At 65.2% G+C, this 21,435-nt stretch carries 19 protein-coding genes, 1 other RNA gene and 1 pseudogene; 18 read left to right on the top strand and 3 right to left on the bottom strand.

All coding sequences use genetic code 11. The features are described from left to right. Window positions 1-110 precede the first annotated feature (110 nt). From ACAD63_RS19880 to ACAD63_RS19870, 3 genes are read left to right on the top strand one after another with little or no spacing between them, the layout of a single operon-like run. Window positions 111-2,579 carry a 3-hydroxyacyl-CoA dehydrogenase/enoyl-CoA hydratase family protein gene (locus tag ACAD63_RS19880; protein ID WP_434033193.1) on the top strand — a complete coding sequence of 823 codons (2,469 nt, stop codon included), beginning with the start codon at window positions 111-113 and terminating at the stop codon, window positions 2,577-2,579. A 21-nt stretch (window positions 2,580-2,600) separates the two neighbouring features. Beyond that, complete coding sequence (locus ACAD63_RS19875) at window positions 2,601-3,800, top strand: acetyl-CoA C-acyltransferase (RefSeq protein WP_434034027.1); 1,200 nt, start codon at window positions 2,601-2,603, stop codon at window positions 3,798-3,800. Between the two features lie 30 nt (window positions 3,801-3,830). Further along, window positions 3,831-4,607 carry an enoyl-CoA hydratase gene (locus tag ACAD63_RS19870; RefSeq protein ID WP_195430586.1) on the top strand — a complete coding sequence of 259 codons (777 nt, stop codon included), beginning with the start codon at window positions 3,831-3,833 and terminating at the stop codon, window positions 4,605-4,607. Window positions 4,608-4,691: 84 nt separating this feature from the next. Here the strand turns inward: ACAD63_RS19870 and ACAD63_RS19865 are convergent, their stop codons facing one another. Then, window positions 4,692-5,096, bottom strand: a complete 405-nt coding sequence (locus ACAD63_RS19865) for an acyl-CoA thioesterase (RefSeq protein WP_025583457.1) — start codon at window positions 5,094-5,096, stop codon at window positions 4,692-4,694. A gap of 112 nt (window positions 5,097-5,208) precedes the next feature. Here ACAD63_RS19865 and ACAD63_RS19860 point away from each other — a divergent pair, with 112 nt between their 5' ends. The 8 genes and pseudogenes from ACAD63_RS19860 to ACAD63_RS19825 form a co-directional block, all read left to right on the top strand. Further along, window positions 5,209-7,110 (top strand): ABCB family ABC transporter ATP-binding protein/permease, encoded by a 1,902-nt coding sequence (locus ACAD63_RS19860; RefSeq protein WP_434033192.1) that lies wholly within the window; start codon window positions 5,209-5,211, stop codon window positions 7,108-7,110. 75 nt (window positions 7,111-7,185) lie between these two features. Beyond that, window positions 7,186-8,133 (top strand): LysR substrate-binding domain-containing protein, encoded by a 948-nt coding sequence (locus ACAD63_RS19855; protein ID WP_133093714.1) that lies wholly within the window; start codon window positions 7,186-7,188, stop codon window positions 8,131-8,133. 138 nt (window positions 8,134-8,271) lie between these two features. Next, entirely contained in the window at window positions 8,272-9,579 is a 1,308-nt protein-coding gene (locus ACAD63_RS19850; protein WP_133093715.1) for a Glu/Leu/Phe/Val family dehydrogenase, read from the top strand. 278 nt (window positions 9,580-9,857) lie between these two features. Further along, the gene (locus ACAD63_RS19845) at window positions 9,858-10,757 is read left to right on the top strand and encodes a glutamate/aspartate ABC transporter substrate-binding protein (RefSeq protein ID WP_133093716.1); all 900 of its coding nucleotides are present in this window, start codon (window positions 9,858-9,860) and stop codon (window positions 10,755-10,757) included. Between the two features lie 63 nt (window positions 10,758-10,820). Then, window positions 10,821-11,549: an amino acid ABC transporter permease gene (locus tag ACAD63_RS19840; protein ID WP_133093717.1), complete on the top strand. Its 729-nt coding sequence runs from the start codon at window positions 10,821-10,823 to the stop codon at window positions 11,547-11,549. Window positions 11,550-11,558: 9 nt separating this feature from the next. Continuing rightward, window positions 11,559-12,242 (top strand): glutamate/aspartate ABC transporter permease GltK, encoded by a 684-nt coding sequence (gene gltK, locus ACAD63_RS19835; RefSeq protein WP_133093718.1) that lies wholly within the window; start codon window positions 11,559-11,561, stop codon window positions 12,240-12,242. Further along, the gene (locus ACAD63_RS19830; protein ID WP_029048544.1) at window positions 12,239-12,973 is read left to right on the top strand and encodes an amino acid ABC transporter ATP-binding protein; all 735 of its coding nucleotides are present in this window, start codon (window positions 12,239-12,241) and stop codon (window positions 12,971-12,973) included. The genes gltK and ACAD63_RS19830 overlap by 4 nt, the downstream gene beginning before the upstream one ends. 111 nt (window positions 12,974-13,084) lie before the next feature. Next, window positions 13,085-13,453, top strand: a pseudogene (locus ACAD63_RS19825) (IS4 family transposase); the annotation flags it as partial. A gap of 64 nt (window positions 13,454-13,517) precedes the next feature. On the opposite strand, the gene ACAD63_RS19820 reads toward ACAD63_RS19825, so the two are convergent. Then, window positions 13,518-14,348: a class II glutamine amidotransferase gene (locus ACAD63_RS19820; RefSeq protein WP_135704445.1), complete on the bottom strand. Its 831-nt coding sequence runs from the start codon at window positions 14,346-14,348 to the stop codon at window positions 13,518-13,520. A 157-nt stretch (window positions 14,349-14,505) separates the two neighbouring features. Here ACAD63_RS19820 and ACAD63_RS19815 point away from each other — a divergent pair, with 157 nt between their 5' ends. From ACAD63_RS19815 to rnpB, 5 genes are all read left to right on the top strand, one after another. Further along, window positions 14,506-15,579 carry a tartrate dehydrogenase gene (locus ACAD63_RS19815; protein WP_434033191.1) on the top strand — a complete coding sequence of 358 codons (1,074 nt, stop codon included), beginning with the start codon at window positions 14,506-14,508 and terminating at the stop codon, window positions 15,577-15,579. Next, window positions 15,576-16,883: a glycerate kinase type-2 family protein gene (locus tag ACAD63_RS19810; protein WP_135704449.1), complete on the top strand. Its 1,308-nt coding sequence runs from the start codon at window positions 15,576-15,578 to the stop codon at window positions 16,881-16,883. Before ACAD63_RS19815 ends, ACAD63_RS19810 begins: the two co-directional genes overlap by 4 nt. Window positions 16,884-16,932: 49 nt before the next feature. Beyond that, window positions 16,933-17,967 (top strand): dihydroorotase, encoded by a 1,035-nt coding sequence (gene pyrC / locus ACAD63_RS19805; protein WP_135704451.1) that lies wholly within the window; start codon window positions 16,933-16,935, stop codon window positions 17,965-17,967. Between the two features lie 11 nt (window positions 17,968-17,978). Continuing rightward, entirely contained in the window at window positions 17,979-18,818 is an 840-nt protein-coding gene (locus tag ACAD63_RS19800) for a DUF3025 domain-containing protein (protein ID WP_135704452.1), read from the top strand. Window positions 18,819-18,841: 23 nt separating this feature from the next. Next, window positions 18,842-19,182: RNase P RNA component class A (gene rnpB / locus ACAD63_RS19795), an RNA gene on the top strand. Window positions 19,183-19,236: 54 nt separating this feature from the next. Here rnpB and ACAD63_RS19790 read toward each other — a convergent pair. After that, on the bottom strand, window positions 19,237-19,659 hold the full coding sequence (locus tag ACAD63_RS19790) for an OsmC family protein (RefSeq protein ID WP_133093723.1): 423 nt from the start codon (window positions 19,657-19,659) through the stop codon (window positions 19,237-19,239). 709 nt (window positions 19,660-20,368) lie between these two features. Here ACAD63_RS19790 and rplM point away from each other — a divergent pair. Together rplM and rpsI are read left to right on the top strand one after the other, a co-directional pair. Beyond that, a complete protein-coding gene (gene rplM, locus ACAD63_RS19785; RefSeq protein WP_010813907.1) occupies window positions 20,369-20,797 on the top strand; it encodes a 50S ribosomal protein L13 in 429 nt (142 codons plus the stop codon). Window positions 20,798-20,809: 12 nt separating this feature from the next. Continuing rightward, the gene (gene rpsI / locus ACAD63_RS19780) at window positions 20,810-21,202 is read left to right on the top strand and encodes a 30S ribosomal protein S9 (RefSeq protein WP_018312775.1); all 393 of its coding nucleotides are present in this window, start codon (window positions 20,810-20,812) and stop codon (window positions 21,200-21,202) included. Window positions 21,203-21,435: the final 233 nt, after the last annotated feature.

The raw sequence follows: 21,435 nt of genomic DNA, 5'->3' as shown, positions 1-21,435 counted from the left end.
GCCGCCGGTCTGCTCCCCTCTCCCGCTCGCGGGAGAGGAGAGAACGCCGACCGCCAACGCAAGAGCCCGCAAAAACTCTCACCTCAACGCTCACTAATCCAGGAGCGAGCATGTCCAATTTCATCGTCAAGAAAGTCGCCGTGCTGGGTGCCGGCGTCATGGGGGCGCAGATCGCCGCCCACCTGATCAACGCGCGCGTGCCCGTGGTGCTGTTCGACCTTCCCGCGAAGGACAAGGACGGGGGAGGGGCCCCGTCCGCTTCCCCGGTCACGAAGAACGGCATCGCCCTGCGTGCCATCGAGAACCTGAAGAAGCTGTCGCCCGCGCCGCTGGGCATCAAGGACGAAGCCGGCCTGATCCAGGCGGCCAACTACGAAGACGACATCGCGCTGCTCAAGGAGTGCGACCTGGTGATCGAGGCGATCGCAGAGCGCATGGACTGGAAGCATGACCTGTACAAGAAGGTCGCGCCGCACCTGGCCTCGCATGCGATTTTCGCCACCAACACCTCGGGCCTGTCGATCACCGCGCTGTCCGACGGGTTAGGCGGGGAAAATGCGGACAACCTGAAGTCGCGCTTCTGCGGCGTCCACTTCTTCAACCCGCCGCGCTACATGCACCTGGTCGAGCTGATCCCGACCGCGACCACGCAGCCTGAGATCCTCGACAAGCTGGAAGCCTTCCTGACCACCACGCTCGGCAAGGGCGTGGTGCGCGCCAAGGACACGCCCAACTTCATCGCCAACCGCGTCGGCATCTTTTCGATCCTGGCGGTGTTCGCCGAGGCCGAGAAATTCGGCATTCCGTTCGACGTGGTCGACGACCTGACCGGCTCCAAGCTGGGCCGCGCCAAGTCCGCCACCTTCCGTACCGCGGACGTGGTCGGCCTGGACACCATGGCGCACGTGATCAAGACCATGCAGGACAATTTGCACGACGACCCGTTCGCGCCGGTGTACAAGACGCCGGCCGTGCTCAAGGGCCTGGTCGATGCTGGCGCGCTGGGCCAGAAGACCGGCGCCGGCTTCTACAAGAAGGAAGGCAAGGCCATCAAGGTGCTGGACGCCAAGACCGGCCAGTATGTCGAGTCGGGCAAGAAGGCCGACGAGATCGTGGTGCGCATGCTGAAGAAGGAACCGGCCGAGCGCATCAGGCTGCTGCGCGAGTCGACCAACCCGCAGGCGCAGTTCCTGTGGGCGGTGTTCCGCGACGTGTTCCACTACATCGCCGTGTACCTGGAGCAGATCGCCGGCTCGGCCGCCGATATCGACCTGGCGATCCGCTGGGGCTTCGGCTGGAACTCCGGGCCGTTCGAGGACTGGCAGTCGGCCGGCTGGAAGCAGGTGGCCGAGTGGGTGAAGGAAGACGTGGAAAGCGGCAAGGCGCTGTCGGCCGCGCCGCTGCCGGCATGGGTCTTTGAAGGCCCCGTCGCCGAGCGCCAGGGCGTGCATGCCGCCGAAGGTTCGTGGTCGCCGGCGACGCAGTCGTTCGTCGCGCGCAGCACGCTGCCGGTGTACCAGCGCCAGGCGTTCCGTGCCGCGCTGAAGGGCGATGCCGCCGCCGATCCGCGCAAGGCGGGCCGCACCGTCGAGGAGAACGACGCCGTGCGCATCTGGGTCAGCGAAGGCCAGGACGACGTGCTGGTGGTCTCGTTCAAGAGCAAGATGAACACCATCGGCCCGGACGTGATCGACGGCCTGACCCGCGCCATCGACCTCGCCGAAGCGCAGTACAAGGGCCTGGTGGTGTGGCAGCCGACTTCGCTGCAACTCGGCGCGCCGGGCGGCCCGTTCTCGGCGGGCGCCAACCTGGAGGCGGCGATGCCGGCCTTCATGATGGGCGGCGCCAAGGGCATCGAGCCGTTCGTGAAGAAGTTCCAGGACGGCATGATGCGCGTGAAGTACGCGTCGGTGCCGGTGGTGTCGGCGGCGTCCGGCATCGCGCTGGGCGGCGGTTGCGAGCTGATGCTGCATTCGGCGGCACGCGTGGCTGCGCTGGAAACGTACATCGGCCTGGTCGAAGTCGGCGTGGGCCTGGTGCCCGCCGGCGGTGGCCTGAAGGAAGCTTCGCTGGCCGCAGCACGCGCCGCCCAGGCAGCGGGCAGCACCAACTACCTGCAATTCCTGACCAGCCGCTTCCAGAGCGCGGCGATGGCCAAGGTATCCGCATCGGCGCTGGAAGCGCGCCAGATGGGCTACCTGCAGCCGTCAGACAGGATCGTCTTCAACGTGCACGAGCTGCTGCACGTGGCGCAGAATGAAGTGCGCGCGCTGGCCGATGCCGGATACCGCGCGCCGCTGCCGGCGCTGGTGCCGGTGGCTGGCCGCTCGGGCATCGCCACCATCAAGGCATCGCTGGTCAATATGCGCGACGGCGGCTTTATCTCCGCGCATGACTTCCTGATCGCCTCCCGCATCGCCGACGTGGTGTGCGGCGGCGACGTCGAGGCCGGCTCGCCGGTCAGCGAAGACTGGCTGCTGACGCTGGAGCGCAAGGCCTTCATCGACCTGCTGGGAACCGGCAAGACGCAGGAGCGCATCATGGGCATGCTGCAGACCGGCAAGCCGGTGCGCAACTAATCAGGCAAGCGAGGAACGGACATCATGAAACAACTGCAAGACGCATATATCGTTGCGGCCACCCGCTCGCCGATCGGCAAGGCGCCCAAGGGCGCGTTCAAGAACACGCGCCCGGACGACCTGCTGGCCACCATCCTGAAGGCCGCGGTGGCTCAGGTGCCGGACCTGGACCCGAAGCTGATCGAGGACGCCATCGTCGGCTGCGCGATCCCCGAAGCGCAGCAGGGCCTGAACGTGGCCCGCATCGGCGCGCTGCTGTCGGGCCTGCCCAATACCGTGGGCGGCATCACCGTGAACCGCTTCTGCGCCTCGGGTGTGAGCGCCGTGGCGATGGCGGCCGACCGCATCCGCGTGGGCGAGTCCGACGCGATGATCGCCGCCGGCATCGAGTCGATGAGCATGGTGCCGATGATGGGCAACTCGCCGTCGATGTCGCCGGACATCTTTACGCGCGACGAGAACGTGGGCATTGCCTATGGCATGGGCCTGACCGCCGAGAAGGTGGCGCAGCAGTGGAAGGTCAGCCGCGAGGACCAGGATGCGTTCTCGCTCGCTTCGCACCAGAAGGCCATCGCGGCGCAGCAGGCCGGCGAGTTCAAGGACGAGATCACGCCGATCGAGATCGTCGAGCGCTTCCCCGACCTCGCCAGCGGCCAGGTCAGCGTGAAGACGCGGACCATCTCGCTCGACGAAGGTCCGCGTCCTGACACCACGCTGGAAGGCCTCGGCAAGCTGCGCCCCGTGTTTGCCAACAAGGGCAGCGTCACCGCCGGCAACAGCTCGCAGACCTCGGACGGCGCCGGCGCGCTGATCCTGGTTTCGGAGAAGATCCTCAAGCAGTTCAACCTGGTGCCGCTGGCGCGCTTCGTCTCGTTCGCGGTGCGCGGCGTTCCGCCCGAGATCATGGGCATCGGCCCGAAGGAAGCGATCCCGGCCGCGCTGAAGGCGGCGGGCCTGACGCAGGACCAGATCGACTGGATCGAGCTGAACGAAGCGTTCGCCGCGCAATCGCTGGCCGTGATGCGCGACCTGGATCTCGATCCCGCCAGGGTCAACCGCATGGGCGGCGCGATCGCGCTGGGCCACCCGCTGGGTGCCACCGGTGCGATCCGCTCCGCCACGGTGGTGCATGCGCTGCGCCGCCATAACCTGAAGTACGGCATGGTAACCATGTGCGTCGGCACGGGCATGGGCGCCGCAGGGATCTTCGAGCGCGTCTGATTGCCACAGCCACCAAAAAACGAGGAGATCATGAGCATCCTTACCCGCATCGAGCAGGGCATCCTGACGCTCGAGTTCGACCGCATCGACAAGAAAAACGCCATCACCGCGGCGATGTACCAGGCGCTGGCCGACGCACTGCGCGCGGCCGAGACCGATCGCAATGTGCGCGTGATCCTGCTGCGCGGCAAGCCCGAGATCTTTACCGCCGGCAATGACCTGGAAGATTTCATGCAACGCCCGCCGACTGCAGGCGAGGGCGCGGAACAGGCGCCGGTGTTCCAGTTCCTGTACCAGATCAGCCATGCCAGCAAGCCTGTCGTTGCGGCGGTCAGCGGCGCGGCGGTCGGCGTGGGCACCACCATGCTGCTGCATTGCGACTTCGTCTATGCGTCGGAGACAGCCAGGCTGTCGCTGCCGTTCGTGCAGCTGGGACTGTGCCCCGAGGCGGCCTCGAGCCTGCTGCTGCCGCGCCTGGTCGGCTACCAGCGCGCCGCGGAGAAGCTGATGCTGGGCGAGGCCTTCAGCGCGCAGGAAGCGCTGGACATCGGCCTGGTGACGCGCGTGCTGCCCGTGGCGGAACTGCACGACTTCGCGCTGCAGCAGGCGCGCAAGCTGGCGGCGCTGCCGGCTTCGTCGCTGCGCGAGACCAAGCGTTTGATGAAGTCGGGCGCGGTGGCCGAAGTGGAAAAACAGATGGCCGACGAGGGCGAGGTGTTCCGGCGCATGCTGGTGGCGCCGGAGGCGAAGGAGGCGTTCAGCGCGTTCTTTGAGAAGCGGAAGCCGGATTTTACGAAGTTCGAGTGAGGGGCCGAGGGACTTTCCTCTACCCCATTCTTTCTCCCCTCCCGCTTGCGGGAGAGGGGAGAAAACCCGCGACGGTCGTTGCCTTCAAGCCGTCGGCAACACCCGCGGCTGCCGCGACTCATCCGTCGCCACATACGTCAACGTCGCCTCCGTCACCTTGACGATCTCATTGCTATGCCGCATCCGCTGCGCATAGACCTCCACCGCAACGGTGATCGAGGTACGCCCGGTCTTGACGATATCGGCGTAGAAACTCACCAGGTCGCCGACGAACACCGGGTGCTTGAACAGGAAGGAATTGACCGCCACGGTCGCGACACGGCCTTGCGCGCGTTCGACCGCCGGGATCGACCCCGCAATATCCACCTGCGCCATGATCCAGCCGCCGAATACGTCGCCGTGCACGTTGGCGTCGGCAGGCATCGGCACCACGCGCAGCGCGGGGTTCTTGCCGGCGGGCAGGGCGGGGACGGTATGGGGAGCGTTCATGACGGTATGCGGGTGGACTTCTGAAGGGGGGCGCGGGCCGCGGCGAAAAACCCTTCGCCTGCCGCGCAATGCGATTCCTGCGACAATCGCGCATTGGCCCGGATTCTAACGTATGCGCCGCTATTCCACGACCGCCGAGCAGGCCCCCGACCCTGCCTCGGTCAAGCTCTTCCCCGGCCAGCGCGCCCCCCGCAGCGACTGGCAGACTGTCCGCAACCTGCTGCCCTATGTCTGGCACTACAAGTGGCGCGTGATGCTGGCGCTCGCGTGCCTGGTGGCGGCCAAGGTGGCCAACCTGGGCGTGCCGGTGCTGATGAAGCGCCTGATCGACAGCATGAATATCACCGCGGGCGACCCGCGCGCGCTGCTGGTGGTGCCGGTCGGGCTGATCGTCGCCTACGGCATGTTGCGGCTGTCGGCGACGCTGTTCACCGAGTTGCGGGAGATCCTCTTTTCCAAGGTCACGCAGAGCGCCGTGCGCGAGATCGCGCTGCAGGTGTTTCGCCACCTGCATGCGCTGTCGCTGCGCTTCCACCTGGACCGGCAGACCGGCGGCATGAGCCGCGACATCGAGCGCGGCACGCGCGGCATCCAGTCGCTGATCTCGTACTCGCTGTACAGCATCCTGCCCACGCTGGTGGAGATGGGGCTGGTGATTGGCTTCTTCATCCTGCACTACGACATCTGGTTTGCGGCGATCACCGGCTGCGCGCTGGTCAGCTATATCGTCTTCACCATCGTCGTGACGGAATGGCGCACGCACTTCCGCCGCAAGATGAACGAGCTGGATTCGCGCGCCAACCAGAAGGCGATCGATTCGCTGCTGAACTTCGAGACCGTCAAGTACTTCGGCAATGAGGAATACGAAGCCCGGCGCTACGACGAGAACCTGCTCAATTACCGCGCCGCGGCGATCCGCTCGCAGAATTCGCTGTCGTTCCTGAACTTCGGCCAGCAGGTCATCATCGCCGCTGGGCTGATCCTGATCCTGTGGCGCGCCACCGTGGGCGTGGTCGACGGCAAGCTGACGCTGGGCGACCTGGTGCTGGTCAACACGCTGATGATCCAGCTCTATATCCCGCTGAACTTCCTCGGCGTGATCTACCGCGAGATCAAGCAGGCCACCACCGACATGGACCGGATGTTCGTGCTGCTGGGCACGCACCAGGAAGTGGCGGATTCGCCCGGCGCGCAACCGCTCACGGTCAACGGCGCGCAGGTGCGGTTCCGCGACGTGCGCTTCGGCTACGAGCCGGACCGCACGATCCTGGACGGCGTCGATTTCAATATCGCGGCAGGCACCACCACCGCGGTGGTCGGCCACAGCGGCTCGGGCAAGTCGACGCTGGCGCGGCTGCTGTTCCGCTTCTATGACGCCAACAGCGGCGCGATCGAGATTGACGGCCAGGACATCCGCGCGATCACGCAGGACAGCCTGCGCCGCGCCATCGGCATCGTGCCGCAGGACACGGTGCTGTTCAACGACAGCATCTATTACAACATCGCCTACGGGCGCCCGGACGCGACGCGCGAGGAAGTCATCGCCGCGGCGCAGGCGGCGCAGATCGACACATTTATCCGCGAGCTGCCGCAGGGCTACGACACGCCGGTGGGCGAGCGCGGCCTGAAGCTGTCCGGCGGCGAGAAGCAGCGCGTGGCGATCGCGCGCACGCTGCTGAAGAATCCGCCGGTACTGGTCTTCGATGAAGCCACCTCCGCGCTCGATTCACGCACCGAGCAGGCGATCCAGGCCGAGCTGATGCGGCTGGCGCAGAACCGCACCACGCTGCTGATCGCGCACCGCCTTTCCACCGTGGTGCATGCCGACCAGATCCTGGTGATGGACCACGGCCGCGTGGTCGAGCGCGGCACGCATGCCGAACTGATGCGCGCGCGCGGCCGCTATGCGGAGATGTGGGACATCCAGGCCCGCGCGGCGGCAAAGGGTGGCGAGGCGGAGCGCAGCGCGGACGCCCTTGCGGTGGACGTGGGCGACGCCACGCAGGACGCGTAACGACGCAAGCGTAGCGCCGGCAGGCCGGCGAAGCCACGTGACGGCGCCCGTGCCGCTGGTGGATAATCCTGCGTCATGGAAATCAAATGGCTTGAAGACTTCGTCAGCCTGGCCGAGACGCACAGCTTCTCGCGCTCGGCCGAGCTGCGCCACGTGACGCAGCCCGCTTTCTCCCGGCGCATCCAGTCGCTGGAGGCATGGGTCGGGACCGAACTGATCGACCGCTCCAGCTACCCCACCAGCCTGACGTCTGCCGGCAAGGTGTTCTACGAGCAGGCGCTGGCCATGCTGGCGCAGGTCAGCGAAACGCGCGCGCTGATGCGCGGGCAGCGCTCGGCCAACGCGCAGGTGCTGGAGTTCGCGGTGCCGCATACGCTGTCGCTTACGTTCTTCCCGGAATGGCTCAAGGCGCTGGAACGCAAGATCGGCACGCTGCCGTGCCGGCTGCGCGCGCTCAACGTCCATGATGCGGTGCTGATGCTGGTCGAGGGCGGCTGCGACCTGGTGATGGTCTACCACCATGCGCGCCAGGCCATCCAGCTCGATCCGGCGCGGTACGACATGCTGGTGCTCGGTACCGAGCGGCTGTCGCCGTACAGCGTGCCGGATGCCGCCGGCAAGCCGCAGTTCCGGCTGCCCGGGACCGACAAGAAACCGGTGCCGTTCCTGAGCTACACCCCCAATGCCTTCCTCGGGCGCATGGTCGACCTGCTGCTGTCGGATACCGCCGAAGCGCTCAAGCTCGACAAATGCTACGAGACCGACATGGCCGAGGCGCTCAAGGTCATGGCGCTGTCCGGCCACGGCATGGCGTTCCTGCCGGAGAGCGCGGTGCGCGAGGAGGTGGCGCAGGGCAAGCTGGTGCGGGCGGAGTCGGCGCGCGGCTTGCCGTTGTCGATCGACATGGAGATACGCTTGTATCGCGAGAAACCGGGGGAGAACGGCGGCGAGCGGCGCGGTGCGGGGGCACGGCGCAAGCGGCAGCTGGTGGACCAGGTGTGGTCGACCTTGTCGGAAGGCTGACACGCACCGGAACACAACGTTGATAAGTCATCCTCAAAGGTTATGCGAGTCTTGCATAACCGGATGAGCAAACGGCATTGGATTCCGGCGGGCCGCCAAGCCTAAGCTTGCGGCCATCCTCCACCCCGGAACCAACCGATGTCTTCCGCAGCGCCGACCAACATTGCTGGCCAAAAGCACGCACTCCCGTCCTACCTCAACGCCGACAACCTCGGCCCCTGGGGCATCTACCTGCAGCAAGTCGACCGTGTCACGCCCTACCTGGGCTCGCTGGCACGCTGGGTCGAAACCCTGAAGCGCCCCAAGCGCGCGCTGGTCGTCGACGTTCCCATCGAACTGGACAATGGCACCATCGCCCACTTCGAGGGCTATCGCGTACAGCACAACCTGTCGCGCGGCCCGGGCAAGGGCGGCGTGCGTTTCCACCAGGACGTGACGCTGTCGGAAGTGATGGCGCTGTCGGCATGGATGTCGGTGAAGAACGCCGCGGTGAACGTGCCCTACGGCGGTGCCAAGGGTGGCATCCGCGTCGACCCGCGCACGCTGTCGCACGCCGAGCTGGAGCGCCTGACGCGCCGCTACACCAGCGAAATCAACATCATCATCGGGCCGAGCAAGGACATCCCGGCGCCGGACGTCAACACCAACGCCCAGGTGATGGCATGGATGATGGACACCTACTCGATGAACTCGGGCAGCACCTCCACCGGCGTGGTGACCGGCAAGCCGATCTCGCTGGGCGGCTCGCTGGGCCGCCACGAGGCGACCGGCCGCGGTGTGTTCGTGGTGGGCTCGGAGGCCGCGCGCAATATCGGCCTGGAAATCAAGGGCGCGAGCGTCGCCGTGCAGGGCTTCGGCAACGTGGGCGCCGTGGCCGCCAAGCTGTTCCATGAGGCCGGCGCCAAGGTGGTGGCGGTGCAGGACCACCGCACCACGCTGTTCGACCCGGCCGGCCTGGACGTGCCGGCGATGATGGAGTACGCGGCGCACAGCGGCACCATCGAGGGCTTCCGCGGCGAAGTCCTGCGTACCGAGCAGTTCTGGGAAGTCGACTGCGACATCCTGATCCCGGCCGCGCTGGAAGGCCAGATCACCGCCAGGAACGCGCCGCTGATCAAGGCGCGCCTGGTGATCGAGGGCGCCAACGGCCCGACCACCCCGGAAGCCGACGATATCCTGCGCGAGCGCAATATCCTGGTGGCGCCGGACGTGATCGCCAACGCCGGCGGGGTGACCGTTTCCTACTTCGAATGGGTGCAGGATTTCTCCTCGTTCTTCTGGACCGAAGAGGAAATCAACCAGCGCCTGGTACGAATCATGCAAGAGGCGTTCCGCGCAATCTGGCAGGTGGCGCAGGACAACAAGGTAACGTTGCGCACGGCGGCGTTCATCGTGGCCTGCTCGCGGATCCTGCAGGCGCGCGAAATGCGCGGCCTGTATCCCTGATCGCAGGGCACCGGTGAACCGGAACGAGGCGCGTGGCACTGGCATGGTGCGATGCAGCAACCGATCCGGTTCCCAAGGTTCATGACCGCCAGACGCGGTCTCCGGCAAGCGCCGGAGACCGCGTTGTCGTATCCAGACGACGTGCGCACCGATTGCCCTGAATAAGGGTTCTAGGAGAAAACCCAGTTGTATTGCGGCGGATGCTGCGCAATACTGTTTCACCAGAGGGGGTTTGGTCTCTAGAATCCCGCTTTCTCTTCTATGGTCAAGGAGATGTTATGAATTTTGCCAAGTTGGCTTCCCTGATGATTGCCGCCGGCGTGATGTGCGGAACGGCCCAGGCAGCCGAACAACTGACGGGCACGCTGAAGAAGATCAAAGATACCGGCGTGATTACGCTTGGCGTGCGCGAGTCGTCGATTCCGTTTAATTACAACCTGGGCGGCGTGCGCCAGGTCGGCTATTCCTACGATATCAATATGAAGATCGTGGAAGCCATCAAGGACCAGCTGAAGCTGCCGAACCTGCAGGTCAAGGAAATCCCGATCACCTCGCAGAACCGCATCCCGCTGCTGCAGAACGGCACCATCGACATGGAGTGCGGTTCGACCACCAATAACCTGGAACGCCAGAAGCAGGTCGCCTTCACCAACTCCATCTTCATCATCGGCACGCGCATCATGGTGAAGAAGGATGCCGGCATCAAGGACTGGGCCGACCTGAAGGGCAAGAACGTCGTCACCACCGCCGGCACCACGTCGGAGCGCCTGCTGCGCAAGATGAACGACGACCAGAAGCTGGGCCTGAACATCATCAGCACCAAGGACCACGGCCAGTCGTTCCTGACGCTGGAATCGGGCCGCGCGGTGGCATTCATGATGGACGACGCGCTGCTGTATGGCGAGCGCGCCAAGGCCAAGAACCCGGCCGACTGGATCGTGGTGGGCAAGGCGCAGTCGCGCGAGTCGTATGGCTGCATGATCCGCAAGGACGACCCGCAGTTCAAGAAGCTGTCCGACACCGTGATCTCCGGCATGATGAAGGACGGTTCGGTCAACACGCTGTACACCAAGTGGTTCATGCAACCGGTTCCGCCCAAGGGCCTGAACCTGGACTTCCCGCTGTCCGACGACATGAAGGCCCTGATCAAGGCGCCGAACGACAAGGCGCTGGACTGATCTGATCGGGACAGCAGTGCGAAACGGAAGGCATGTCCTTCCGTTTCTTTTTGAGGACGCAACATGAACTACAACTGGCATTGGGGAGTTTTCCTCGAACAGGCCGCCCAGAACGAGACCTACCTGGACTGGATGATCTCGGGTCTCAAGGTCACGCTCGCGCTGGGGCTTTCGTCCTGGGTCATTGCCCTGGCCATCGGCTCGGTGCTTGGCGTGCTGCGCACCGCGCCCAACAAGTGGCTGTCGGGTTTTGCCGCCACCTACGTCGAGATCTTCCGCAACATCCCGCTGCTGGTGCAGCTGTTCATCTGGTATTTCGTTATGCCCGAGCTGCTGCCCGGCGGCGAGGCGATCAAGCAGATGAACCCCTTCGCGCAGCAGTTCCTGGCCGCGATGCTGTGCCTGGGCACCTTCACCGCCGCGCGGGTGTGCGAGCAGGTGCGCTCGGGCATCAACTCGCTGGCGCGCGGGCAGAAGAACGCGGGCCTGGCGATGGGCTTCACGCTGCCGCAGACGTACCGCCACGTGCTGCTGCCGATGGCGTTCCGCGTGATCGTGCCGCCGCTGACCTCCGAATTCCTGAATATCTTCAAGAACTCGGCGGTGGCATCGACCATCGGCCTGCTGGAACTGGCCGCGCAGGGGCGCCAGCTGGTGGACTACACCGCGCGCCCGTATGAATCGTTCATCGCGGTCACGCTGATGTACGCGCTGATCAACGTCACGGTGATGCTGCTGATGCGCTGGGTCGAGGCCCGCACGCGCGTGCCCGGCTTCATCGGCGGCAAGTAAGGGGGCGCCATGGCTTATTCCTTCGATTTCACCTCGATCAACCCGAGCACGCTGCACGTGCTGGGCGAGGGCATGATGGTCTCGCTCAAGATCACCGTCACCGCGGTGGTAGTGGGCATCATCTGGGGCACCATCCTGGCGATGATGCGGCTGTCGTCATTCCGGCTGCTGAACTGGTTCGCACAGGGGTATGTGACCATCTTCCGCTCCATCCCGCTGGTGATGGTGCTGTTGTGGTTCTTCCTGATCATCCCGCAGGTGCTGCAGGGCATCTTCAACCTGTCGCCAGCGACCGACCTGCGCATGACCTCGGCGCTGGTGGCGTTCGCGCTGTTCGAGGCGGCATACTACTCAGAGATCATCCGCGCGGGGATCCAGAGCGTGTCGCGCGGGCAGATGTTCGCGGCGCAGGCGCTGGGCATGACCTACGGGCAGTCGATGCGGCTTGTGATCCTGCCGCAGGCGTTCCGCAACATGGTGCCGCTGCTGCTGACCCAGGGCATCATCCTGTTCCAGGATACGTCGCTGGTGTACGTGAGCGCGCTGGCTGACTTCTTCGGCCAGGCCTACGGCATCGGCGAGCGCGACGGGCGTATCGTCGAGCTGCTGCTGTTTGCCGGCCTGGTGTACTTCATCATTTGTTTCTCCGCTTCGCTGCTGGTCAAGCGTTACCAGAAAAAGGTGGCTGTATGATCGAAATCAACAATGTTTCCAAGTGGTACGGCTCCTTCCAGGTGCTGACCGACTGCACCACCAAGGTTGCCAAGGGTGAAGTGGTGGTGGTGTGCGGCCCGTCGGGCTCGGGCAAGTCCACGCTGATCAAGACCGTCAACGCGCTGGAGCCATTCCAGAAGGGCGACATCCTGGTCGACGGTACCTCGGTGGGCAATCCCAAGACCAACCTGCCCAAGCTGCGTTCGCGCGTGGGCATGGTGTTCCAGAACTTCGAGCTGTTCCCGCACCTGTCGATCACCGAGAACCTGACCATCGCGCAGATGAAGGTGCTTGGCCGTTCGAAGGACGAGGCGATGGCCAAGGGCCTGAAGTACCTCGAGCGCGTGGGCCTGAAGAGCCAGGCTGAGAAGTACCCCGGCCAGCTGTCGGGCGGCCAGCAGCAGCGCGTGGCGATCGCGCGCGCGCTGTCGATGGATCCGATCTGCATGCTGTTCGACGAACCTACCTCGGCGCTGGACCCCGAGATGGTCAACGAAGTGCTGGACGTGATGGTGCAGCTGGCGCAGGAAGGCATGACCATGATGTGCGTGACCCACGAAATGGGTTTCGCGCGCAAGGTGGCCAACCGCGTGATCTTCATGGACCAGGGCAAGATCGTCGAAGACGCCGACAAGGAGGAGTTCTTCGGCAATATCGAAGCCCGTTCGGAGCGTGCGCGGCAGTTCCTGTCGAAGATCCTGCATCACTGAGCGGACTGTCAGCCATATGAAAAAGGGACGCCTTGGCGTAATGCCGTTCAGTTAAGTCTGAACGGCATTTTTCTTTGCAGGGGTTGTAAACAAGGTGTCGAGCTGTTAACTGAACTGAAGCAGACGATGCTCGGGGCCGAACTGACCTTGCGCAGCCGCCAGCCTGAGGGCGTGCATCAGGAAATCTGGGGGGCACTGATTGCGTACAACCTGGTGCGTCTGGAGATGGCCAAGGCTGCGCTCGAGGCCCGCGCCGAGCCCACCGACTTGAGCTTTGTGCTGGCCTTGCGCCTGATACAGGGCGAGTTGATCTGGGCAGCCGGCATGGCCCCAGGCAAGCTGCCGGCCCACCTGCAGCGCATGCGCGCCAAACTTCAGTTGGCGATCGTCCAAAAGCGACGGGGGCGTAAGTGCCCCCGTGAAGTCAAAGCCCTGCCTAAGCGCTACACCGTCCGGTTCCTCAGAAAGGACCTTAACTGAACGGCATTAGACGCCTTGGCGTCCCTTTTTCATTTGTGTGCCGGATGGCTCAGGTGCAGGCCGCTCAGGTACAGGCTGTATTGGCGGCGTTCTTGGCCTGGACTTCGGGCGGGATCGGCACGGTCAGTGTCATCACCGGACGCCCGTGCTCGAACATGATCAGCTCGCCCGGGGCGAACTGGGTCCAGTTCTCGTTGTCGGTCAGCGGGGCGGTGGCGATCACGGCAACGCGGTCGTCGGGCGTGGTCACCTGGGCAAAGTCGATCGACAGGTCCGCATCGATCAGGTGCGCGGTCGAGAACGGCCACTCCCGCACGATGTAGTACAGGCGGGTAGAGCAGTGGGCAAACAGGGCCTGGCCGTTGCTCAGCAGGAAATTGAACACGCCATGCAGCGTGATATCGCGTGTGATGTCGGCCAGCGCATGGCCCAGTTCATTCAGCGGCGGTTGCGAGCCCGGGAAGCGCTTGCGCAGGCCCTGCATCAGCGTGCAGAAGGCCAGTTCGCTGTCCGTATCGCCCACCGGCTGGTACACGCCCGACAGGAACGGGGAAAAGTTCAGCAGGTCGCCGTTGTGGGCAAAGATCCAGTGCCGGCCCCATAGCTCGCGCATGAACGGGTGGCAGTTCTCCAGCAGCACCGTGCCCTGCGTCGCCTTGCGGATATGCGAGATGACGTTCTTGGACTTGATCGGGTAGCGCTTGATCAGGTCGGCCACCGGCGAGGTGCCGGCGGACTGGTTGTCGATGAACAGGCGGCAGGCCTTGTCTTCAAAGAAGGCAACACCGAAGCCGTCGGCGTGGTGGTCGGTCACGCCGCCGCGGGCGGCGAAGCCGGTGAAGGAGAACGTCACGTCGGTCGGCGTGGCGCAGTTCATGCCTAGCAACTGGCACATATCGGGGCACCGGTCGGCAGCGGGCTGCCGCTTTGCAATAGAATGCAGACATTATCCCGCGCGCCCGGGCCGCTGCCAAGCAACCCGCGGGCGCTCCAGTACGGTGCCAATGACGCCAGCCATGGCGCCACCATACCTGCCAGCAATCCCGAGAACGATGAGCCAATACAAGATCGCCGTGATTCCCGGAGACGGAATCGGCACGGAAGTCATGCCCGAGGGCATACGCGTGATGGACGCCGCGGCGCGCCGCTTCGGCATCGACTTCCAGTGGGATCACTTCGATTTTTCCAGCTGCGACTACTACGCCCGCCACGGCAAGATGCTGCCTGACGACTGGTTCGACACGCTGGTCAAGTACGACGCCATCTATTTCGGCGCGGTCGGCTGGCCCGATGCGGTGCCCGACCACGTCTCGCTGTGGGGTTCGCTGCTGCAGTTCCGCCGCTCGTTCGACCAGTACGTCAACCTGCGCCCGGTGCGGCTGATGCCCGGCATCAGGAGCCCGCTCGCGGGCCGCAATCCTGGCGACATCGATTTCTATGTGGTGCGCGAGAATACCGAGGGCGAGTACTCCAGCATCGGTGGCCGCATGTTCCCCGGCACCGAGCGCGAGATCGTGGTGCAGGAAACGGTGATGAGCCGCACCGGCGTCGACCGCATCCTGAAGTTCGCCTTCGAGCTGGCCCGGAAGCGGCCTAAAAAGCACCTGACATCGGCGACCAAGTCCAACGGCATCTCGATCACGATGCCGTACTGGGATGAGCGAGTCGAGGCAATGGCTGCGAACTACCCCGGCCTGAAGGTCGACAAGTACCACATCGACATCCTGACCGCCCATTTCGTCCAGCATCCGGACTGGTTCGACGTGGTGGTCGCCAGCAACCTGTTCGGCGACATCCTGTCCGACCTTGGGCCGGCCTGCACCGGCACCATCGGCATTGCACCGTCGGGCAATATCAACCCGGACCGCACTTTCCCCAGCCTGTTCGAGCCGGTGCACGGCTCGGCCCCGGACATCGCCGGGCGCGGCGTGGCCAACCCGATCGGCCAGATCTGGTGCGGCGCCATGATGCTCGAACACCTGGGCCATGACGAGGCCGGCGCCGCCGTGCTGGGCGCGATCGAGAAGGTGCTGGCCGCCGGGCCGGAGCACGCGCCGCTGACGCGCGATATCGGCGGCAAGGCCGGTACGGCCGACCTGGGCCGCGCCATCGCGGAGGCGCTGTGAGCGCCGCGTGCGCGGGGGACGCCCGCGCACTGCTGCTCGAGACCTTCCACGCCGCCGTGGCGGCGGCCGATCCGCTGCAGATCGTCGCGCAGCACCTGCCGCCGCCGCACGCCGGTGGCCGCACGCTGGTGGTGGGCGCGGGCAAGGCAGCGGCGTCGATGGCCGCGGCGGTCGAGCGCGCCTATGCCGGCAAGGCCACGCTGGAAGGGCTGGTGGTCACGCGCTACGCGCACGGCATGCCGACCGGCCATATCCGCGTGATCGAGGCCGGCCACCCGGTGCCGGACGAGTCGGGCGAGCAGGCCGCGGCGGAGATCCTGGCCGCGGTGCAGTCGCTGACTCCGCAAGACCGGCTGCTGGTGCTGGTCTCGGGCGGCGGCTCGAGCCTGCTGTCGCTGCCGGCCGAGGGTATCCCGATGGCCGACCTGAAGGCGACCACCAGGGAATTGCTGCGCTGTGGCGCGCCGATCACCGACATGAACATCGTGCGCAAGCACATCTCGCGCATCCAGGGCGGTCGGCTGGCGCAGGCCAGCCAGGCGCCGGTGACCACGCTGATCGTCTCGGACGTGGCGGGCGACGATCCCAGTGCGATCGCCTCGGGCCCGACCGTGGCCGATCCCAGCACCTTCAACGACGCGCTGGAGATCCTGCGCCGCTACGGCGCGCGGGTGCCGGCCAGCGTGCAGTCGCACCTGGAGCGCGGCGCGCGTGGCGAAGTGGCGGAGACGCCCAAGCCTGGCGATCCCTTGTTCGATCGTGTCGACAACGCCATGATCGCCACCGCCCACGGCAGCCTCGAAGCCGCTGCCGCGCTGTTCCGCCAACGGGGCATCACGCCGGTAGTACTGGGCGACACGGTGACGGGTGAGGCGAGCGAAGTGGCGCGGGTCTATGCCGCGCTGGTGCGCGAGATTCGCGCGTACAATGCGCCGTTCGCCACGCCCGTGGCGCTGATTTCCGGAGGTGAGTGCACGGTCACTTTGCCGGCCGGCGGCGGCGCGGGCAAGGCGCGCGGCGGGCGCTGCTCGGAGTTTCTGCTGTCGCTGGCGGTCGAACTGGCAGGCATGCCCGGCGTGCACGCGATCGCGGCCGACACCGACGGCATCGATGGCTCGGAAGACAACGCCGGCGCGCTGGCCGACCCGACCACGCTGGCTCGTGCCGAAGCCGCCGGCCTGCCGGGCCAGCGCCAGCTCGACCTGCACGACGCCTGGGGCCTGTTCGATGCCATCGGCGACCTGGTTGTCACCGGACCCACGCGCACCAACGTGAACGATTACCGCGCCATCCTGATTCTCTGATCCTGAAAAAGTGCCCGCCGCCGTCCCCCGCGGCGGGCCCACGCAAGCCATGACCCAGAAGCTCACCATCACCCGCCCGGACGACTGGCACCTGCACCTGCGCGATGGCGCGGCGCTCGCCGCCGTACTGCCCGACACCGCCCGCCAGTTCGCGCGCGCGATCATCATGCCGAACCTGAAGCCCCCCGTGACCACGGTGGAACAGGCGCAGGCCTACCGCGCCCGCATCCTGGCGGCGCTGCCGGCCGGCATGCAGTTCGAGCCGCTGATGACGCTGTACCTGACCGACAACACCAGCCCCGAGGAAATCGTCGCGGCCAAGGCCAGCGGCTTCGTGCACGGCGTCAAGCTGTACCCGGCGGGCGCCACCACCAACAGCGACGCCGGCGTGACCGACATCCGCCGCTGCTACGCCGCGCTGGAAGCGATGCAGCGCGAAGGCCTGCCGCTGCTGGTGCACGGCGAAGTCACCGACCCGGCCATCGATATCTTCGACCGCGAGGCCGTGTTCATCGACCAGGTGATGACGCCGCTGCGCCGCGACATGCCCGAACTGAAAGTAGTGTTCGAGCACATCACCACCAAGGACGCCGCCCAGTACGTGCTGGAAGCCAGCGGCCCGGTCGGCGCCACCATTACTGCCCACCACCTGCTGTACAACCGCAACGCGATCTTCACCGGCGGCATCCGCCCGCACTATTACTGCCTGCCGGTGCTCAAGCGCGAAACCCATCGCGAGGCGCTGGTCGCGGCCGCCACCTCCGGCAACCCGCGCTTCTTCCTCGGCACCGACAGCGCGCCGCACGCGCGCGGCCTGAAGGAGCACGCCTGCGGCTGCGCCGGCTGCTACACCGCGCTGCATGCGATGGAGCTGTATGCCGAGGCCTTCGACGCCGCCGGCGCGCTGGACAAGCTGGAAGCCTTCGCCAGCTTCAACGGCCCGGCCTTCTACGGCCTGCCGCGCAACACCGGCACGCTGACGCTGGAGCGCGAAGACTGGCAGTTGCCGGCAGAACTGCCGTACGGCGACACCACGCTGGTGCCGCTGCGCGGTGGTGAAACACTGCGCTGGAAAGCGCGCTGACCGCTGCGGCATTGCCAGCCGGAGCAACTGCGGCGGGCGAATCCTTCGCCGCCGCGCTGGCCGGGATCGACTGGTCCCGGCCATGGTTCCAACCCTTTGCCCCGCGCGGCGCGGCGCTGGCCGCGGCAGTGCAGGGCGGGGCCGACCTGCGGGCACTGCTCGATGCAGAGTCTGGCGCAATGGGCCTGCAGAACGCGCGCGGCCTGCCGCTGCGCTTTGTCCCGCAACTGGCCTTGCCCGAGGGCAGCGCCTACGAAGCGCATATCGACGCCACCGGCGAGGTCCCGACGCGCGACAATCTCCACGATTTCTTCAATGCCCTGGTCTGGCTGTATTTCCCCCAGGCCAAGCGCGTGCTCAATCAGATCCAGGCCACGGTGATCGCGCGCGAAGGTGTACGGACCGCGCGCGGCGGCGTACGCGACGCGGCCACGCTGTTCGACGAGAACGCGGTGCTGTTCCTGAGCGAAGACGACGAACATGCCGAAGCGCTGCGAGGGTTTGCCTGGCAGCAGCTCTTTGTCGACCAACGGCACGCGTGGGCCGCCGCCTGCAGGGTCGTGCCGTTCGGCCATGCACTGCTGGAAAAGCTGGTGCGGCCGTACAAAGCCGTGACCGCGCATGCCTGGACGCTGCCGCTGGTGGCGGATGGCGCGCTGGACAAGGCGGTGGCGTTGTCGCTGCAAGACGCTGCCGCAGCCGGCACGCTGCGCGGCGGCCGCTGCTTCGCTCCGTTGCCTGTCATGGGGATCCCGGGGTGGTGTGACGACAACGCCTCGCCTGACTTCTATGCCGACACCACGGTGTTCCGGCCCGGGCGCATGCGGGATTTACGCCGGCAACCCGATTGAATCGGTGTTAGACTGCGGCCCGCAAAGCAGGCCAGGCAACCGCTGCCTGTACCGCAAGGTGCAGGGGGAGGAAAGTCCGGACTCCACAGGGCAGGGTGTTGGCTAACAGCCATCCACGGCAACGTGCGGAATAGGGCCACAGAGACGAGTCTTGCCGCCGGGTTCGCCCGGCGGGAAGGGTGAAACGCGGTAACCTCCACCTGGAGCAATCCCAAATAGGCAGGCGATGAAGCGGCCCGCTGAGCCTGCGGGTAGGGAGCTGGAGCCGGCTGGTAACAGCCGGCCTAGAGGAATGGTTGTCACGCGCCGCTGGCCGCAAGGCGGGCGGTGCGCACAGAATCCGGCTTATCGGCCTGCTTTGCTTCAGTCTTCGGCATGACCCGGCGCCTTCGCGGCACACCGGGCCGGCCAACTTCCATCAGCCTTCGACGATTTCCATCGTGTGCGTGATCTCGGCCGTCTTGGCCAGCATGATCGACGCCGAGCAGTACTTCTCGTGCGACAGCTTGATGGCGCGCTCGACCGTGGCGGGGTTGAGATTCTTGCCGGTCACCACAAAATGGAAGTTGATGCGGGTGAAGACCTTGGGGTCCTCGCTGGCACGGTCGGCTTGAAGCTGCACGCTGCAGCCGGTTACCTCCTGGCGGCCGCGCTTGAGGATCAGCACCACGTCATAGGCCGTGCAGCCGCCGGTGCCGACCAGCACCATTTCCATCGGCCGCGGCGCAAGGTTATGGCCACCGCCCTCGGGAGCGCCGTCCATCGCGACGATATGGCCGCTGCCGGTCTGGGCCACGAAGCTCATGCCGTCCACGCCCATCCAAGTTACTTTGCATTCCATTTTGTTCGTTCCTGTCGTTTCTGTTGTGGTATTGCGATCACAAGCGCGTGACCCCGAATCTTGCATTTCTGAGTATATGGCATCGTCAAGTTCGGCCGCCGGCTGCCGATATCCTTAGGAAATCTGAGGGTTTCCTCTAATGTGACAACTCGACGACACTGGCACTTTTGGTTTAAGTGTTTGAATATTAAGAAGATTTTATGGGTGTGCGGAGAGGCTTTTTCTTGCCACAATACGAAATCGCATTTCGCACTACAAATTTCCCTTGCATCCGGGAAAACCCCATGTATAATTTCAATCATTGAACGACGGCGCTGACAGCGCGCCAGAGTGCGAAAGCGAAGCCTCCCGGCCAAGCCCTCCGCACCGCCCGCAGGTCCCACCGTCGATCTCCAAGTGTCTCCTCCACCCTCCTCCTTTGGTGGATTCAAACCCAAGCTAAACCAGCTTGGGTTTTTTTTCGCCCCTGCTATCGAAGTGGCCCACGCTGCTCGGGTAGTCGATTTGCGGCAACGATCTTGACGAAAACCCCAGTCTTTGCTTGTGCCAGCCCGGGACCCGCCATTATAATCGTGGGCTTTTCCGTCATGCCCGCGGGAAAGAGAAGCAGCATCCGGCCAGTCCCAAGGACGGGCCACAAGACTTGCAGGGGCGAGCACAAGCCTTCGCGAGTCGGATTTCGGGCACGAACTAATAGTCAGGAAAAATCATGAAGACCTTTTCCGCCAAGCCTCATGAGGTAAAGCGCGACTGGTACGTGATTGACGCGACGGACAAAGTCCTCGGCCGTGTCGCCAGCGAAGTGGCACGCCGTCTGCGCGGCAAGCACAAGCCGGAATTCACTCCGCACGTCGACACGGGTGATTACATCATCATCGTCAATGCAGCCAAGCTGCGTGTCACGGGTACCAAGGAAACGGACAAGAAGTACTATCGCCATTCGGGTTACCCGGGCGGTATCTACGAAACGACGTTCGGCAAGATGCAGCAGCGTTTCCCGGGCCGTGCCCTGGAAAAGGCTGTGAAGGGCATGCTGCCGAAGGGTCCGCTGGGCTACGCGATGATCAAGAAGCTGAAGGTTTACGCCGAAGCCGAGCATCCGCATGAAGCGCAGCAGCCCAAGGCGCTGGAAATCTAAGGAGGCCAATCCATGATCGGTAACTGGAATTACGGTACTGGCCGCCGCAAGAGCGCTGTGGCTCGTGTCTTCATCAAGTCGGGCAAGGGCGACATCGTCGTCAACGGCAAGCCCATCAAAGAGTATTTCGCTCGCGAAACCTCGCTGATGATCGTGCGCCAGCCCCTGGAACTGACCGCCCACGGCGAAACGTTCGACATCAAGGTCAACGTGACCGGTGGTGGCGAAACGGGCCAGGCCGGCGCAGTGCGCCACGGCATCACCCGCGCCCTGATCGACTACGACGCAACCCTGAAGTCGGCCCTGTCGAAGGCTGGCTACGTCACGCGCGATGCACGTGAAGTCGAACGTAAGAAGGTCGGCTTCCACAAGGCGCGTCGTCGCAAGCAGTTCTCGAAGCGCTGATGCGTTTTCGCGGTCCTGGTCCCTGCCGGATGCCGCGAAATCCAGAAAAACCGCACGCTGGCCGTGCGGTTTTTTTTCGCCTGTTCCCTGCGGATTCACATCCGGCTGCCGAAATAGCGGGTGGAGCCAGACTTTTGTGGGGTATGCGCTGCACGCGGATACAATCACGCCCTGTCGCTATCGGCAAGCCGTCTGTCATGGCGACGCGCCCCGGGCCCGGCGGCCCGGTACGA

This window comes from Cupriavidus sp. a3 (assembly GCF_051015765.1).
GTDB lineage: Bacteria > Pseudomonadota > Gammaproteobacteria > Burkholderiales > Burkholderiaceae > Cupriavidus > Cupriavidus oxalaticus_A.
Note: the sequence above shows the minus strand (reverse complement) of the source record. Positions and strands in the feature narration are given on the sequence as shown.